At 71.1% G+C, this 16,365-nt stretch carries 14 protein-coding genes; 7 read left to right on the top strand and 7 right to left on the bottom strand.

The window, feature by feature from the left end:
• Positions 1–34: 34 nt before the first annotated feature.
• The 3 genes from ACIBLA_RS27770 to ACIBLA_RS27760 form a co-directional block, all read right to left on the bottom strand.
• Positions 35–1,276: a DUF1963 domain-containing protein gene (locus tag ACIBLA_RS27770; protein ID WP_399200203.1), complete on the bottom strand. Its 1,242-nt coding sequence runs from the start codon at positions 1,274–1,276 to the stop codon at positions 35–37.
• Positions 1,277–1,375: 99 nt separating this feature from the next.
• Complete coding sequence (cobT, locus tag ACIBLA_RS27765; protein WP_399200265.1) at positions 1,376–2,476, bottom strand: nicotinate-nucleotide--dimethylbenzimidazole phosphoribosyltransferase; 1,101 nt, start codon at positions 2,474–2,476, stop codon at positions 1,376–1,378.
• A gap of 58 nt (positions 2,477–2,534) precedes the next feature.
• Positions 2,535–3,791: a bifunctional adenosylcobinamide kinase/adenosylcobinamide-phosphate guanylyltransferase gene (locus ACIBLA_RS27760; RefSeq protein ID WP_399200202.1), complete on the bottom strand. Its 1,257-nt coding sequence runs from the start codon at positions 3,789–3,791 to the stop codon at positions 2,535–2,537.
• Positions 3,792–3,884: 93 nt separating this feature from the next.
• Here ACIBLA_RS27760 and ACIBLA_RS27755 point away from each other — a divergent pair, with 93 nt between their 5' ends.
• Positions 3,885–4,112, top strand: coding sequence for a hypothetical protein (locus ACIBLA_RS27755; protein WP_363246719.1), 228 nt, complete (start codon positions 3,885–3,887; stop codon positions 4,110–4,112).
• An 82-nt stretch (positions 4,113–4,194) separates the two neighbouring features.
• On the opposite strand, the gene ACIBLA_RS27750 is transcribed toward ACIBLA_RS27755, so the two are convergent.
• The 3 genes from ACIBLA_RS27750 to ACIBLA_RS27740 form a co-directional block, all read right to left on the bottom strand.
• Positions 4,195–5,973 carry an ABC transporter ATP-binding protein gene (locus tag ACIBLA_RS27750; protein WP_399200264.1) on the bottom strand — a complete coding sequence of 593 codons (1,779 nt, stop codon included), beginning with the start codon at positions 5,971–5,973 and terminating at the stop codon, positions 4,195–4,197.
• Positions 5,974–6,109: 136 nt separating this feature from the next.
• Positions 6,110–6,862 (bottom strand): methyltransferase domain-containing protein, encoded by a 753-nt coding sequence (locus tag ACIBLA_RS27745; protein WP_363246729.1) that lies wholly within the window; start codon positions 6,860–6,862, stop codon positions 6,110–6,112.
• A 41-nt stretch (positions 6,863–6,903) separates the two neighbouring features.
• Positions 6,904–7,500, bottom strand: a complete 597-nt coding sequence (locus ACIBLA_RS27740; RefSeq protein ID WP_399200200.1) for a DUF3043 domain-containing protein — start codon at positions 7,498–7,500, stop codon at positions 6,904–6,906.
• A gap of 273 nt (positions 7,501–7,773) precedes the next feature.
• Between ACIBLA_RS27740 and ACIBLA_RS27735 the strand changes: the two genes are divergently transcribed.
• From ACIBLA_RS27735 to ACIBLA_RS27715, 5 genes are all read left to right on the top strand, one after another.
• Positions 7,774–8,574 carry a PspA/IM30 family protein gene (locus tag ACIBLA_RS27735; protein ID WP_363246721.1) on the top strand — a complete coding sequence of 267 codons (801 nt, stop codon included), beginning with the start codon at positions 7,774–7,776 and terminating at the stop codon, positions 8,572–8,574.
• A 9-nt stretch (positions 8,575–8,583) separates the two neighbouring features.
• The gene (locus tag ACIBLA_RS27730; RefSeq protein WP_363246722.1) at positions 8,584–8,865 is read left to right on the top strand and encodes a hypothetical protein; all 282 of its coding nucleotides are present in this window, start codon (positions 8,584–8,586) and stop codon (positions 8,863–8,865) included.
• Between the two features lie 178 nt (positions 8,866–9,043).
• Complete coding sequence (locus ACIBLA_RS27725; RefSeq protein WP_399200198.1) at positions 9,044–10,270, top strand: sensor histidine kinase; 1,227 nt, start codon at positions 9,044–9,046, stop codon at positions 10,268–10,270.
• A complete protein-coding gene (locus tag ACIBLA_RS27720) occupies positions 10,267–10,953 on the top strand; it encodes a response regulator (protein WP_399200197.1) in 687 nt (228 codons plus the stop codon). Before ACIBLA_RS27725 ends, ACIBLA_RS27720 begins: the two co-directional genes overlap by 4 nt.
• A gap of 145 nt (positions 10,954–11,098) precedes the next feature.
• On the top strand, positions 11,099–14,281 hold the full coding sequence (locus tag ACIBLA_RS27715; RefSeq protein ID WP_399200196.1) for an efflux RND transporter permease subunit: 3,183 nt from the start codon (positions 11,099–11,101) through the stop codon (positions 14,279–14,281).
• Between the two features lie 81 nt (positions 14,282–14,362).
• Here ACIBLA_RS27715 and nadA read toward each other — a convergent pair whose 3' ends face one another.
• A complete protein-coding gene (nadA, locus tag ACIBLA_RS27710) occupies positions 14,363–15,550 on the bottom strand; it encodes a quinolinate synthase NadA (protein WP_363246726.1) in 1,188 nt (395 codons plus the stop codon).
• A 300-nt stretch (positions 15,551–15,850) separates the two neighbouring features.
• Between nadA and ACIBLA_RS27705 the strand changes: the two genes are divergently transcribed.
• Positions 15,851–16,207: an iron-sulfur cluster assembly accessory protein gene (locus ACIBLA_RS27705; protein ID WP_023542295.1), complete on the top strand. Its 357-nt coding sequence runs from the start codon at positions 15,851–15,853 to the stop codon at positions 16,205–16,207.
• Positions 16,208–16,365: the final 158 nt, after the last annotated feature.

Below are 16,365 nucleotides of genomic sequence, written 5' to 3'. Positions count from 1 at the left end.
CGCTGGCCCCGCCGCCGAGCCTGACCGCATGCCGTCAGTACATCTGCCGTACGCCACGAGCCTTGGCGAAGTCGCCGGTGCTCAGCGCGTCGCACGGCACGAAGATGTAGATCACGCCGCTGTCGCCGAGCAGGGCGTCCGGTTCGGAGTCGATCTGTGCCAGCAGTTGCCATCGCGCGGGCGGCACGCCGGGCTCCGCGGTCGCGCACTCCTCCCAGGGATCGCCCTGCAGGGGATCGGCGTAGCCGAGCAGGTGGTGCCGCGGCCGGTCCTCGTCGGCCAGCGGGGGATGGAACTCGTTGAGGAACTCGATGAACGCCGCGAACTCCTCATCCGGATCGGCGGGGTCACAGCCGGTGAGGTCCAGGTCGGTGAGGTCGCGGTAGAAGGGGCTTTCCAGCGGCGGCAGCGACAGGTCCACCGCGGGTACGACGGGACGCCGCGGGAACACCTGTGCTCCCGCCGGAGCAGAGACGATGCCGAGTGCGCGGGTATCCGGTGTCCGGCCGGTCATGATCAGCACCCCTGGTCCATGCGCGGTGTCGTCCCACGCGATGCCACTGGAGAGGTCGGCGAAGATGTGCAGCAAGCCGTCGGAAGGCAGCAACCGGTCATCGTCGAACGGGCTGATCTCGGCGAGATCGATCTGGGCCAGAAAGGTCATCGGCCGATCTCCGCGGCACGGCCAGGCCGCGTCGGACGCCGCGTCGGGAAGGCCGCCCAGGCGGGTGCGTCCGGTGACCGACCCCGCCGGAGCGGGGATCAGATCGATCCCGGTGCGGCGCAACCCGACCAGCGCGTCCGCATGTTTGTCCATCCGCACGTCCCGGCACACGTCCCGTATCCACTCCGCGGCGTTGGCGGCGTCCGCCGCCGCGGCCAGGGCCCGCACCGCGCGGGGATCCGTGAACTGTTCGGTCAGCTGCGACGCGGTCTGCTTCCGGCTCTGTCCGAGCACCAGTTGAGGGAACTCCAGTACGCCGGGTGTCAGGGATCGCCCGCCCGACCGGTCGACGACACAGGCGAGCAGGGACGGCAGCGACCGCGCCCACGCCTGGACGTACGAGTCGGCACGCTCCGGGTCCTGTCCTGACGGGACCAGTTGGACCGTCTGCTCTCCGTACTCGCCGGTGCCGTCGTTGTGCAGGCACAGCCGCACGGTGACGCCCCCGTCCGCTGCGAGGTCCGGTCCGGGTCCGGTGAGTTCCAGTCGAACCTGCCGGTATGTCGCGGGCAGGCTGTCGCGCAGCAGCGTCAGCAGAGCTTCCCTGTCCACCGTGGCCTTCCGGTCGGAAAATGATGATCGGCGAGCCCAGCAATCACCGGCCCCGCCACCCGTTCCCGTGGGGCCCGGTGAACGCGGGCCGTCACCGGGCTACGTGATGTCCTCGACGCCCGCGCTCTCCGCCTCCGCATCCGCCTCCGCGGGCTCCGGCGTCTGCGGCCGTTCCGGCAGTTCCGCCGCCAGCGCCGCCGCGGCCTGCACCATCGGGAGCGCCAGCAGCGCGCCCGTCCCCTCGCCGACGACCACCCCGTGGTCGAGCAGCGGATTGATCGCCATCCGGTCCAGCGCCTTGCCCTGCCCCGGCTCCCCGCTCACCTGGCCCGCGAGCCACCAGTCCGGGGCCCGGAACGCCGCCCGCTGGCCGACCAGCGCGCACGCCGCCGAGACGACGCCGTCCAGAATCACCGGCATCCGCCGCACCGCGCTCTGCAGCAGGAACCCGGTCGTCGCCGCCAGATCCGCCCCGCCCACCGTCGCCAGCAGCTCCAGCTGGTCACCGAGCACCGGCCGCGCCCTGCGCAGCGCGTCCCTGATCGCCGCGCACTTGCGCATCCACGCCAGGTCGTCGATCCCCGCGCCGCCGCGCCCGGTGACCACGGACGCGTCCGTGCCGCACAGCGCCGCGATCAGGGCGGCGGCCGGCGTCGTACCGCCGACACTCAGATCGCCGAGGACGACCAGATCCGTGCCGGAGTCGGCCTCCTCGTCGGCGATCGCCATGCCGAGCCGTACGGCCTGCTCGGCCTCCTCGATCGTCAGCGCGTCCTCGACGTCGATACGCCCGCTGCCGCGCCGCACCCGGTGGCGTACGACCTCCGTAGGAAGCAGCTCCGGATCGCAGTCCAGTCCGGCGTCCACGATCCGTACGGGCACTCCCGCGCGGCGCGCCAGCACGGCCACGGGGCTCTCGCCCTCCAGCACCGCGCGGACCAGCTGATGCGCGCCGCCGGCAGGGCGCGCGGAGACGTTCAGCGAGGCGACACCGTGGTCACCGGCGAAGAGCACCACGCGCGGCTGCTCGATCGCGGTGACGGGCACGGTCGCCTGGGCGGCCGACAGCCACTCGGCCAGTTCGTCGAGCCGGCCCAGGGCGCCCTGCGGCACGATCAGCCGTTCGCGGCGTTCCTCGGCGTCACGCCGCAGACCACCGTCGGGGCGCTCGATCAGATCGGAGAAGTCGTCGAGATTCAGCGAGCTCATTCGCCGAACAGTACCGGCAGCGCGGCCACTCGTACCGGCCCGCCCGCCGTCAGCCGCGCAGCGTCAGGGCCTGCCCGGCGACGACCAGCAGGACGTGTTCGCACTCGGCGGCCACGGCCGCGTTCAGCCGCCCCAGCTCGTCCCTGAAGCGCCTGCCCGACGCCGTCGCGGGTACGACGCCCGAACCGACCTCGTTGGTCACCAGGACCACCGTGCGCCGCGTCGCGCGCACGGCGCCGACCAGCTCGCCCGTCCGCGCGCCCAGCGTCGCCCTGGCCGGTCGCGGTCCCGCGTCCCACGTCGCGTCGTCCCAGGCGCCCACCCGGTCCATCGCGTCCGTCAGCCACAGCGACAGGCAGTCGATCAGCACCGGCGGGCCCTCACCGGCCAGCAGCGGCACCAGGTCACAGGTCTCGGCCGTCCGCCAGGAACCCGGCCTGCGGTCCCGGTGCGCCGCGACCCTGGCCCGCCACTCCGGGTCGCCGTCGCGGGCCCCACCGGTCGCGACGTACAGCACGCCGGGAAACGCGGCCAGCCGCCGCTCGGCCTCCAGGGACTTGCCGGAGCGCGCGCCGCCCGTCACCAGCGTGCGGCGCGGCAGATCGGGTACGGCGTGGTACTCGCCCACCACCAGCGTCGTCCCGTCCGGCACGGCCCGCGCGCCCGCCGCCGCCAGTCTGCGGTCCAACTCGGCGCCCGGCGGCACCTCGTGGCCGATATGGACGGCGATGACGTCGGTGGTCGGGCCCACCGAACCGGCGGCGCGCAGCCGGGCCAGGGCGTCGGGCCGGCCGATCACATCGGCGAGCAGCATGTCGTACGGGGCGGGCCCGGTGTCCCGCGCGGAGCGGGTCCCGCCGCCCGTCCCGCCACCGTTGTCCGCCGGGAGCCCCGCAGGGGCGCCGCCCGGCGGGAGATACAGCAGCCGCTCGCCGCCGGGGGCCGTCACCTCGTACCCCGTACCGGGGGAGTCCATCGGTACGGCCCGCACCCGGTGCCCGCTGATCAGCGTCAACAGCCGTCCGTCCGCGACCCGTCCGGCGGTCGGCAGTCCGGCGGGCAGCTCGACGGCCGGGCCGTCGTGCGGGTGCGTGAGCAGCACCTGCCGTACGCCGTTCAGCGAGTGCCCGGCCCGCGCGGCGGCGAGCGCCGCACCCGGCGTGAGGTCGAGCAGCACCGCGCCGTCCACGAGCAGCGCGGTCGCCGCACGCGCGAGGGGTCCGCGGGCGGTGGCGCACGCGGCGCAGGGGCAGTGAGGGCGCGGGAGTCCGTCGGGGGCTCCGGTGCCGAGCAGAGTCAGTTCCACGCGCTTGATCCTCCCGTGTCACCGCGCTGGGTGCGCGCCCGGCTACGCTGCGGGCAGCAAGCGGATCATTTCGGCGGGCCCCGGGAGGCGGACATGGCGTGGACGTGGCGGTTCGAGAAGGCCGACGGGACGGAGGTCCAACCGGCCGTGGAACCGGAGGAGTTCACCACGCAGGGCGACGCCGAGTCCTGGATCGGTGAGGCCTGGAAGGAGCTGCTGGAGGGCGGCGCCGACCAGGTGACGCTCTTCGAGGACAACAGCGAGATCTACGGGCCGATGAGCCTTCAGGCCGACCCGGAGAGCACGCCCGACGAGGCCTGACAGCGGGTTCGCGGTTCGTTCTCGGGCGCCCGGCGGCAAGCCCGTCCGGCGCCTGAGAGCGAACCTCCCCGAGGCGCCCGGTTCAGCGGGCCGACGCCAGGAACTGCGTCGCCGCCAGCTCTCCGTACAGAGGGTCGTTCCGCACCAGCTCCGCGTGCGTGCCCACCGCCCGCACCTTCCCCGCGTCCATCACCACGAGCCGGTCCGCCAGCGTGACCGTCGACAGCCGGTGCGCCACCACCAGCACCGTCACCTCCCTGGCCACCTCGGCCACCACGTCCCGCAGCGCCATCTCGTTGACCGCGTCCAGCTGCGACGTCGCCTCGTCCAGCAGCAGCAACCGGGGCCCGCGCAGCAGCGCGCGGGCGATCGCCACGCGCTGCCGCTCACCGCCGGACAGCTTGGACCCGCGGTGGCCGACCAGTGTCTCCAGCCCTTCGGGCAGGTGCTCCACGAGCCGCTCCAGTTTGGTCCGTACGAGCACGTCCCTGATCTGCTCGTCGGTGGCGGCGGGCGCGGCGAAGACCAGATTCTCCCGGAGCGTGCCCGCCAGCACGGGCGCGTCCTGCTCGACGTACCCGATGGCCGCGCGCAGTTCGCCCAGCGGCCAGTCCCGCACGTCCCTGCCGTCGATCAGGACCCGGCCGCCCGTCGCGTCGTAGAACCGCTCGATCAGACCGAACACCGTCGTCTTGCCCGCGCCGGAGGGGCCGACGAAGGCCGTCATCCCGGCGCCCGGCACCTCGAAGGAGACGCCGTGGTGGACGAGCGGAAGCCCGTCGCGGTAGCGGAAGACGACGTCCTCGAAGGACACGGAGGCGGCGTACGAAGTCCCGTCCACCGGCGCCTCCTTGGGAGGATCGACCCGCTCGATCTCCAGCCGCTCCGCCTCGATGATCCGCGCGACGGCCGCCGTACCGACCTGGTACTGCGACGCCGCCTCGACCAGTCGTGACACCGGGTCGATCAGATAGAAGAGAAACAGCAGGAAGGCGATGAGCGTCGATATCGAGATGGCGCCCGACGCGACCCGTGCCCCGCCGATCCCGAGCACGGCCAGGAACGAGATCTGGATGGCGAGGCCGATCGACGAGGAGGCGAGCGCCTGCCACTTCGCGGCACTGACGCCATGCCGCCAGGCGTCCCGCGCGGCTTCCTCCACGACCGCTGCCTCCCGCTCCTCGGCGCCCGACGCCTTGAGGGTCCGGAAGGCGCCGAAGGCGCGCTCCAGGACGGTGGAGATCCGTCCCACCGCCTCCTGCGAACGCTGGGTGGCCTGCGCGATCTTCGGCAGGACGAGCGCGAAGGCGCCGCCGATCAGCACGATCACACCGAGCGTGACCCCGAGCAGCACCGGGTCCATGAACGCCATCAGCACGATCGTCGCGACGAAGGTGAGCCCGCCGGTCGCGGCGGAGACGATCGACTGCGTGGTGACGGCGCGCAGCAGCGTGGTGTCCGAGGTGACGCGCGACATCAGGTCGCCCGGCTGGGTCCGCTCGACCTCGGGCAGCCGCAGCCGCAGCAGCCTCCCTATGAGGCCGCGCCGGGCGGCGAGCACGACGGACTCGGCGGTCCGCTCCAGGATGTAGGCGCCGACCGACTCGACGGCCGTGCCGAGCACCACCAGAGCGGTGAGCAGCAGCAGGATCCCGGTGATCGAGCCGTCCTCACCGAGCCGGTCCACCAGGGCCTTGGCCGCGAGTGGCTGCGCCAGCCCGGTGGCGGCGCCCACGAGGGTGAGGAGCGCGCCGAGGGCGACGATCCACCGGTGCGGCCGGAAGTGCCCGTACAGGGCCCGCCATGTCTCCCCGGCGGACAGCTTCGGAGTCTTCTCCGCGCCGTCCGTCCCCGTCTTCACGTCGCTCTTGTCGTCGCTGTCGCTGTTGCTGCCGCTGTGCGTCTGCCGGACCGTCCCGGTCGTCCCCGTGGTGCTCACATCCGTACGGACGCGCTACGGGCGCGTGCGCCTGACCGCCCCCGCGCGGTGCCCGCGATCATCCCCGTACGCCGCACAGGTGCAGCAGCGCCGCGACCCTTCGGTACGGCTCCGTACGCCCCGCCCGGTCCTCCGCGGCCAGCAGCCGCTCCAGTTCGGCCGCCGGGGGCAGCTCCGCGTCGTTGGATATGTTGTCGGAGAAGACCCGCACCCCGTACCAGGTGTGGAGCGGCGCCGCGATCCCCGCCAGCGTCGCCGTCAGCGCGGACAGCCGGTCCGCGCGGACCGGCAGGCCCAGTCTGTTCGTGTACGTGGGGGAGTCGAAGGCGTCCAGCGCCCCCGCCCAGTCACCGGCGATCCCCGGCCGCAGGGCGAGCGCGTCCGCGTTCCGTACGAGCAGCGAGAGCAGCCCGCCCGGTGCCAGCATCCTGGCGAGCCCCGCGAGCATGGCGTCCGGCTCCTCGACGTACATGAGCACGCCGTGGCAGAGCACCACGTCGAAGCTGCCCGGCAGGAAGTGCACCCCGGTCTCGAGCCCGTCGCCCTCGACCAGCCTGACCCGCTCACGGATCCCGGCGGGCTCGGCCTCCAGCGACGCACGCGCCGAGGCCATCATCTCCGGATCGGACTCCAGCCCGGTCACCGCGTGCCCGGCACGCGCCAGCCGCAGTGCCTGGGTGCCCTGACCCATCCCGACGTCCAGCACCCGCAGCCGCTGTCCGACCGGATAGCGCGCGGCCAGCTGTTCGTCGAGCTGCCGCGAGACCAGCTCCTGGCGGACGATGTTCCGCAGTCCGCCGAGTCCCGCCAGCCAGCCGGCGGATCCTCCCGTGAAGCCGGATGCCCCAGTGCTCAGGGCCGGTCCCCGCGCTTGACCTGCGGCTTCGGCAGGCGCAGCCGGCGCATCTGGAGCGTACGCATCAGGGCATAGGCGACGGCGCCGCGCTTGGGCTCGTTCGGGAAGCGCACGGCGAGCTGCTTCTTCAGCCGGATCCAGATGCCGATGGAGTCGACGATGATCAGCACGATGATGCCGAGCCAGAGCAGCAGCGCGATGTTCTGCAGCTGGCCGACGCGGACCATGCTCAGTACGAGGATGATCACCGCGAGCGGCAGGAAGAACTCGGCCATGCAGAAGCGCGCGTCCACGTAGTCGCGGACGAAGCGGCGCACCGGCCCCTTGTCGCGGGCCGGCAGATAACGCTCGTCGCCACTGGCCAGCGCCTCGCGCTGCTTCGCCAGATCTATCCGGCGGGCCTCGCGCTGTCTCTTCATCGCCGACTTGCGGTCGGTCGGCGCCGTCGAGGCGCGGCGGCGCTGCGTCTGGGCCTCGCTGCGCTTGGGGGTCGGGCGGCCCTTCGGGGCCTGCGGGTCACGGGTCTGTGTGGAGAGGTCCGCCGTCACCTTGCCGGTGGGGGCCTTCTCGTCCTTGGAGCGGCTACGGAACACAAAGCACAAGGGTACGGGGTGATGTCCGGCCGACCCACCCCGGAGGGGAACGATCCGGCAACGGCGGACGTCTGTACTGGTGCAGAGGGGACTTAAGCCCCCACTGCCCCCGAAGATCACCTACTCCCTGCGCCGGAGCGGCACGGGGGCCAGTCGTCCTTGGGGATGAGCCCATCCGTGCCCGAACAGTGCGGTAATAGAGGCAGGGCCCGTACTGTGGGTTCTGTAGGAGTGCTGGATCCGGAGTCCGTCAGAAGGGGGCGCGCGAAGCCCATGAGCGGTGTGATGAAACGTATGGGGATGATCTTCCGCGCGAAGGCCAACAAGGCCCTGGACAGGGCTGAGGATCCGCGCGAAACCCTCGACTACTCGTACCAGAAGCAGCTCGAGCTGCTTCAGAAGGTGCGCCGCGGCGTCGCCGATGTGGCCACGTCGCGCAAGCGGCTGGAACTGCAGCTGAACCAGCTCCAGGGCCAGTCCACCAAGCTGGAGGACCAGGGCCGCAAGGCGCTGGCGCTCGGCCGCGAGGATCTGGCGCGTGAGGCGCTGTCCCGCCGCGCCGCCCTCCAGCAGCAGGTCAGCGATCTGGAGACGCAGCACACCACGCTGCAGGGCGAGGAGGAGAAGCTCACTCTCGCGGCCCAACGCCTCCAGGCCAAGGTCGACGCCTTCCGTACGAAGAAGGAGACCATCAAGGCGACCTACACGGCCGCGCAGGCGCAGACCCGGATCGGGGAGGCCTTCTCGGGCATCTCCGAGGAGATGGGCGACGTCGGCATGGCCATCCAGCGTGCCGAGGACAAGACCGCGCAGCTCCAGGCGCGGGCCGGCGCGATCGACGAGCTGCTGGCCTCCGGTGCCCTGGACGACCACTCCGGGCTGGCGAAGGACGACATCGCCGCGGAGCTGGACCGGATCTCCGGTGGTACGGATGTGGAGCTGGAGCTTCAGCGGATGAAGGCCGAGCTGGCGGGCGGTTCGTCGTCGCAGCAGGCCATCGAGGGCGGTGCGGCCGACCAGAAGCAGGGCGACTCGCAGTCCTCGGGGACTCCGAACAAATTCGACAAGAGCTAAGGGCGCGTCATGATCGTACGGATCATGGGGGAGGGCCAGGTGAAGCTCGGGGACAGTCACCTGGCCGAATTGAACAAGCTCGACGACGAACTTCTCGCCGAGATCAACGCGGCTGACGAGGACGGATTCCGCCGGACCTTCCACGCGCTCCTGGGCAAGGTGCGCGAGCTGGGCGAGCCGGTGCCCGACGACTCCCTGGAGCCGTCGGGGCTGATTCTGCCCGCTCCGGGTGCCACGCTCGAAGAAGTGCGCGCACTGCTCAGCGACGACGGTCTGATCCCGTCCCCCTGATCCCTCCGGCCCCGCCCCGCACCACGCTCCGGCACTCCCGATGCCCCGTGCCACCGCACGGGGCATCGTGCTGTGCCCGGCCGGCGGTGTTCTTGGGAAGACCCTCCGGAGCGTGCCGGGGTGGACTGCCGGTGACCGGATCGCATCCGTACGGCGCCGTACGCCGTACCGTTCGGTTGTGACCTCACTCGGAACCGGCTTCGACCGCGTCAGGAGCTGGCTGCGAGCCCACCCCCTCGCGTTCGACGCCGGGCTGGCCGCGGCCGTGCTCGTGTGCATGCTGATCGGCGCGCTCGCCGACCCGCGCCCCCGCCACAACGCGCTGCCCGCGTTCGACCAGGAGGCCCCCGGTCTGCGCAGCGTGGTCCTGATGGTCCTCGGGGCGGGCGCCCTCGTCCTCCGGCGCCGCAACCCCTTCCCCGTGCTCGCCTTCACCGGTGCCGTGAGTGTCGCCGAGCTGCTGGCCAGCGACGCGGCCTCGCCGGTCGCGATGAGCACCGTCGTCGCCCTCTACACCGTCGCCTCGCGCACCGACCGCCCCACCACCTGGCGCGTCGGCCTGGCCACCATGGCCACGCTGACGGTCGCCGCGATGCTGTCCGGACCCACCCCCTGGTACACGCAGGAGAACCTCGGCATCTTCGCCTGGACCGGTATGGCCGGCGCCGCCGGAGACGCGGTACGCAGCCGCCGCGCCTTCATCGACGCCATACGGGAGCGCGCCGAGCGCGCGGAACGCACCCGCGAGGAGGAGGCGCGCCGCCGGGTCGCGGAGGAGCGGCTGCGGATCGCCCGCGACCTGCACGACGTCGTCGCGCACCACATCGCGCTGGTCAACGTCCAGGCGGGAGTCGCCTCGCACGTCATGGACAAGCGCCCCGACCAGGCCAAGGAGGCACTGGCGCACGTACGCGAGGCCAGCCGCTCCGCGCTCAGCGAACTGCGCGCCACCGTCGGCCTGCTCCGCCAGTCCGGCGACCCGGCCGCTCCCACCGAACCGGCCCCCGGCCTCGCGCTCCTCGACGAACTCGTCGGCACCTTCCAGCACGCGGGGCTCCCCGTCGAGGTGGCCCGAGCCGATGCGGAGGCGCGTCTGCCCGCCGCCGTCGACCTCGCGGCGTACCGCATCATCCAGGAGGCGCTGACCAATGTGCGCAAGCACGCGGGGCCCGGCGCGAAGGCCGAGGTGAGTGTCGTACGGGTCGGCCCGACCGTCGAGGTCACCGTCCTGGACAACGGCACGGGCACCGGCGAGCCCGCCGACGGCAGCGGCCACGGCCTTCTCGGTATGCGGGAGCGTGTCACCGCCCTCGGCGGCACCCTCACCGCGGGCCCCCGCTACGGGGGCGGCTTCCGTACGCAGGCGATACTGCCGGTCAAGGCGCGTACGGGGGAGGACAGATGACGATCAGGGTGCTGCTGGCCGATGACCAGACACTGCTGCGCAGCGCGTTCCGGGTGCTGGTGGACTCGGAGCCGGACATGGAGGTCGTGGGCGAGGCGGCCGACGGGGCCCAGGCCGTGGCGCTGGCCCGTTCCGAGAAGGCCGACGTCGTCCTGATGGACATCCGGATGCCCGGTACGGACGGTCTCGCCGCCACCCGCATGATCAGCGCCGACCCGGAGCTGGACGGGGTGCGGGTGGTCATGCTGACGACCTTCGAGGTCGACGAGTACGTGGTGCAGTCGCTGCGGGCAGGTGCCTCCGGCTTCCTCGGCAAGGGGGCCGAGCCCGAAGAACTCCTCAACGCCATCCGGATCGCCGCCGCCGGTGAGGCGCTGCTGTCGCCCGTCGCGACGAAGGGGCTCATCGCGACCTTCCTGGCGCAGGGCGGCAGCGCGGACGAGGGACCCGACTCGGCGGCGTACTCGGAGCGGCTGGCCGCCCTGACGGTGCGCGAGCGCGAGGTCCTCGTCCTCGTCGCCGGCGGCCACTCGAACGACGAGATCGCGGAGCGTCTGGTGGTCAGCCCGCTCACTGTCAAGACTCATGTCAACCGGGCCATGGCCAAACTGGGGGCGCGGGACAGGGCCCAATTGGTGGTAATCGCCTACGAATCGGGCCTGGTACGTCCAAGGGTGGAGTAGGCACCCGCCGTTGCGTACTCCAGGCGCGGTATGCGGCCCGTAAGGAAATCGCCCTCGGGTCGCCCGATCGGCACTCTCGGATGGCAGATCGTATAGAAGGGCCCCTGCGCCCTTCTGCACGCGTACACCACAGGAGAGAGACCCCATGTCCTGGCTGTCCAGATTCAGCCTCGCGCAACGGGCCCTGATAGGGCTGATATCGATCATCGCGATTGTCTTCGGAGCCATCGCGATCCCCCAGCTCAAGCAGCAGCTGCTGCCCTCCATCGAACTTCCGATGGTCTCGGTTCTCGCCCCCTACCAGGGCGCTTCGCCCGATGTGGTCGAGAAGCAGGTCGTCGAACCGATCGAGGCCTCCATCGAGGCCGTCGACGGGATCACCGGCGTCACCTCCACGGCGAGCGAGGGCAACGCCGTGATCATGGCCAGCTTCGACTTCGGCGGAGATGACTCGAAACAGCTGGTCGCCGACATCCAGCAGGCCGTGAACCGCGCCCGCGCGCAGCTGCCCGAGGATGTCGACCCGCAGGTCATCGCCGGCTCCACGGACGACATCCCGACCGTCGTCCTCGCCGCCTCCTCCGGCGAGGACCAGCAGGCGCTCGCCGACCGGCTGGAGCGTACGGTCGTCCCGGCGCTCGAGGACATCGACGGCGTCGCCCAGGTCACCATCGACGGTGTCAGGGACCTCCAGGTCTCCGTCACCCCCGACGAGAAGAAGCTCGCAGCCGCGGGCCTCAACTCCATGGCGCTCTCGGAGGCGCTGAAGGCGGGCGGCGCGACTCTCCCCGCGGGCTCGTTCTCCGAGGACGGCAAGAGCCGCACCGTGCAGGTCGGCGGCGGCTTCACCTCGCTGAAGCAGATCGAGGACCTGCGGGTCGGCGGTCCGCAGCCGGGCGCCGCAGGGCAGGGTGGCGGGGAGCAGGGCAGTGCCCCCGTACGCCTCGGTGACATCGCGAGCGTCGAGCAGGAGCCGTCCGAGGCGACGTCCCTGACCCGCACGAACGGCGAGCCCAGCCTCGCCGTGATGGCCACCATGGACAAGGACGGCAGCGCCGTCGCCATCTCCGACGCCGTCAAGGACAAGCTGCCGGACCTCCGCAAGGACCTCGGCGAAGGCGCCGACCTGACCGTGGTCAGCGACCAGGGCCCGGCGGTCTCCAAGTCGATCTCCGGTCTGACGACCGAGGGCGCGCTCGGTCTGCTCTTCGCGGTGCTCGTGATTCTGGTCTTCCTGGCCTCGATCCGCTCGACGCTGGTCACGGCGGTCTCCATCCCGCTCTCCGTCGTCCTCGCGCTGATCGTGCTGTGGACCCGCGACCTGTCGCTCAACATGCTCACGCTCGGCGCGCTCACCATCGCGATCGGCCGTGTCGTCGACGACTCGATCGTGGTCCTGGAGAACATCAAGCGGCACCTGGGCTACGGCGAGGAGCGCGAGTTCGCGATCACCTCCGCGGTCAAGGAGGTCGCGGGCGCGGTCACCGCCTCCACGCTCACCACGGTCGCGGTGTTCCTGCCGATCGGCCTCGTGGGCGGCATGGTGGGCGAGCTGTTCGGCTCGTTCTCGCTGACGATCACGGCGGCCCTGCTGGCCTCGCTGCTCGTCTCGCTCACCGTGGTCCCCGTGCTCTCGTACTGGTTCCTGCGCGCCCCGAAGGCCGTACGCGGGATCGACCCCGCCGAGGCCCGCCGGATCGCGGAGGAGAAGGAGTCCAACAGCCGGATGCAGCGGCTGTACGTCAGGGTGCTGCGCTTCGCGACCCGCCGCCGGATCACCAGCGTCGTCCTGGCGTTCGTGATCCTGCTCGGTACGTTCGCCATGGCGCCGCTGCTCAAGACCAACTTCTTCGACCAGGGCGAGCAGGAAGTCCTCACCGTCAAGCAGGAGTTGGCGCCGGGCACCAGCCTGGAGGCGGCCGACGCGGCGGCGCAGAAGGTCGAGAAGACGCTCGCCGGCTTCGACGAGATCAAGGACTACCAGGTCACCGTCGGCTCCTCCGGCTTCATGGCGGCGTTCGGCGGCGGTACCGGTGCCAACCAGGCGTCCTACCAGGTGACGCTGAAGGACTCGGGGACGTACGAGGGGACCAGCGACGCCATCGACAAGGCCCTCGGCGAGCTGGACGGCATCGGTGAGACGACCATCTCGGCCGGCGACGGCTTCGGCAGCCAGGACCTGAGCGTCGTCGTCAAGGCGTCCGACGCCAAGACCCTGGCGAAGGCCGCCGAGCAGGTACGGGACGAGGTCGCCGGCATCGACGACGTCACCGACGTCCAGAGCGACCTGGCGCAGAGCATCCCGCGTATCTCGGTCAAGGCCAACGACAAGGCCGCCGACGCCGGGTTCAACGAGACCACGCTCGGGATGGCCGTCGGCCAGGCCGTGCGCGGTACGCCGTCGGGCAAGGCGATCCTCGGTGACACCGAGCGCGACGTGTACGTCACGTCCGCCAAGCCCGCCAAGACGATCGCCGAGCTGAAGGCGCTGCCGCTCGGCGGCGTGAAGCTCGGTCAGATCGCCGATGTGAAGCTCGCGCCGGGTCCGCTGTCGATGACCCGGATCGACGGCTCCAGGGCCGCGACGATCACCGCGAGGCCGGTCGGTGACAACACCGGCGCGGTCGGCACCACGCTCCAGTCGAAGATCAGCGCGCTCGACCTGCCGGAGGGGGCGACCGCCTCCATCGGCGGTGTGTCCGAGGACCAGGACGAGGCGTTCCTCCAGCTGGGGCTCGCCATGCTGGCGGCCGTCGCGATCGTGTTCATGCTGCTGGTGGGCACGTTCAGGTCGCTGGTCCAGCCGATGATCCTGCTGGTCTCCATCCCGTTCGCGGCGACCGGCGCGATCGGTCTGCTGCTGGTCACCGGTACACCGCTGGGTGTGCCGGCGATGATCGGCATGCTGATGCTGATCGGCATCGTGGTGACCAACGCGATCGTGCTGATCGACCTGATCAACCAGTACAGGTCGCAGGGGCTCGGCGTGGTCGAGGCGGTCGTCGAGGGCGGCAGGCACCGACTGCGCCCGATCCTGATGACCGCGCTGGCCACGATCTTCGCGCTGCTTCCGATGGCGCTCGGGATCACCGGCGAGGGTGGCTTCATCGGCCAGCCGCTGGCCGTGGTGGTGATCGGCGGTCTGCTGACGTCGACGCTCCTGACGCTGCTGCTGGTCCCGACGCTCTACTCGATGGTCGAGCTCCGCAAGGAGCGCCGGGCCAAGAAGAAGGCGGCGAAGCGTGCGGCGAAGTCGGGCGGCGGGGACGGCGGCGACGGTACGCCGCCGCGTACCGACGTGCCGTCGCCGGAGCCGGTCAACGTCTGACCGAGGTCCGGAGCAGTAAATGAGTAAGGGGCGTCCGCCATTGGCGGGCGCCCCTTACCGCTGCTCCCTGGAGCTCACCGCCTACGGCAGTGCGAGCATCCGCTCCAGCGCCAGCTGGGCGAAGTCCGCCGTCTCCTTCTCGACCTGGATCCGGTTGATCTCCTTGCCCTCGGCGAGCGATTCGAGCGCCCACACCAGGTGCGGCAGATCGATGCGGTTCATCGTGGAGCAGAAGCACACCGTCTTGTCGAGGAAGACGATCTCCTTGCCGTCGGCGGCGAACCGGTTCGCCAGCCGCTGGACCAGATTCAGCTCGGTGCCGATCGCCCACTTCGAGCCGGCCGGCGCCTCTTCCAGCATCTTGATGATGTACTCGGTCGACCCCACGTGGTCGGCGGCGGAGACCACCTCGTGCTTGCACTCCGGGTGGACCAGCACGTTCACTCCGGGGATCCGCTCACGGACGTCGTTGACCGAGTCCAGCGAGAAGCGGCCGTGCACGGAGCAGTGCCCGCGCCACAGGATCATCTTCGCGTTCCGCAGCTCCTCGGCGGTCAGACCGCCGTTCGGCTTGTGCGGGTTGTAGAGGACACAGTCCTCCAGGGACAGCCCCAGGTCCCGGACGGCCGTGTTGCGCCCCAGGTGCTGGTCGGGCAGGAAGAGGACCTGCTCGCCCTGCTCGAAGGCCCAGTTGAGGGCCCGCTCGGCGTTGGACGAGGTGCAGATGGTGCCGCCGTGCTTGCCGGTGAAGGCCTTGATGTCGGCGGAGGAGTTCATGTACGACACGGGTACGACCCGCTCGGCTATGCCCGCGTCGGTCAGTACGTCCCAGCACTCGGCGACCTGTTCGGCCGTCGCCATGTCCGCCATGGAGCAGCCCGCGGCCAGATCCGGCAGGACGACCTTCTGGTCGTCGGCCGTCAGGATGTCCGCCGACTCGGCCATGAAGTGGACGCCGCAGAAGACGATGTACTCGGCCTCGGGGCGCGCGGCGGCGTCCTTGGCGAGCTTGAACGAGTCCCCGGTCACGTCGGCGAACTGGATGACCTCGTCGCGCTGGTAGTGGTGGCCGAGGATGAAGACCTTCTCGCCGAGCTTCTCCTTCGCCGCGCGGGCGCGTTCGACCAGATCCGGGTCTGACGGCGACGGCAGGTCACCGGGGCACTCCACACCGCGCTCGCTCCGGGGGTCGGCCTCGCGGCCGAGCAGGAGCAGGGCGAGAGGCGTCGGCTGGACTGCGAGATCCTGACGGGGTTGGGCCGTGGTCACGTCACGCACCCTTTCTTCTCTGCGGAGAGCCTTCTCGTCTAAATGACATTATCTATGATAACCCCTTCACGTCACTTTGACGATGTCGATAGCGTCGATGTGACGCGTTCCCGTGAACGTGACCCGTGCCCCTCTCGGGCCCGGTGTGCGAGCATGAAGGGGACCCACCGAGCACGAACGACAGACGAGGCGAGCGGCGGGGCCCGGAATGAATCCGCGGCCGTGACGGTTGTAGCTGTCGGCAATGAGTCCGCACTTCCCCTGCCCCGGCGGGGAGGCCCCACCTCGGGAGAGAAGCAGATGTCCGTATCGGACGAGACCACCACCGTGAGCGACGGCATCCTCCTGTCCGACGCCGCCGCGGGCAAGGTCAAGGCCCTGCTCGACCAGGAAGGCAGGGACGACCTCGCGCTGCGCGTCGCGGTCCAGCCCGGCGGCTGTTCCGGTCTCCGTTATCAGCTGTTCTTCGACGAGCGCTCGCTGGACGGCGACGTCGTGAAGGACTTCGGCGGCGTCAAGGTCGTCACCGACCGGATGAGCGCCCCGTACCTCGGTGGTGCCTCCATCGACTTCGTCGACACGATCGAGAAGCAGGGCTTCACGATCGACAACCCCAACGCCTCCGGCTCCTGCGCGTGCGGCGACTCCTTCAGCTGATCGCGGTCCCGCGCTCGTGACGAGACGGTGAAAGGCGGTGGGCCCCCCCGCGGGGGGGCCCCCCCGGTAACCCGGTGGACGCCCGGGAATGCGCACGGGGCCGGGGGGGGCCCCGACCGCCGCGCCGGCCCAGCCGGCCCCCCGCGGGCCGGCGCCCC

This window comes from Streptomyces sp. NPDC050433 (assembly GCF_044458565.1).
Classification (GTDB): Bacteria; Actinomycetota; Actinomycetes; order Streptomycetales; family Streptomycetaceae; genus Streptomyces.
This window is presented reverse-complemented; position numbering and strand designations above follow the sequence as displayed.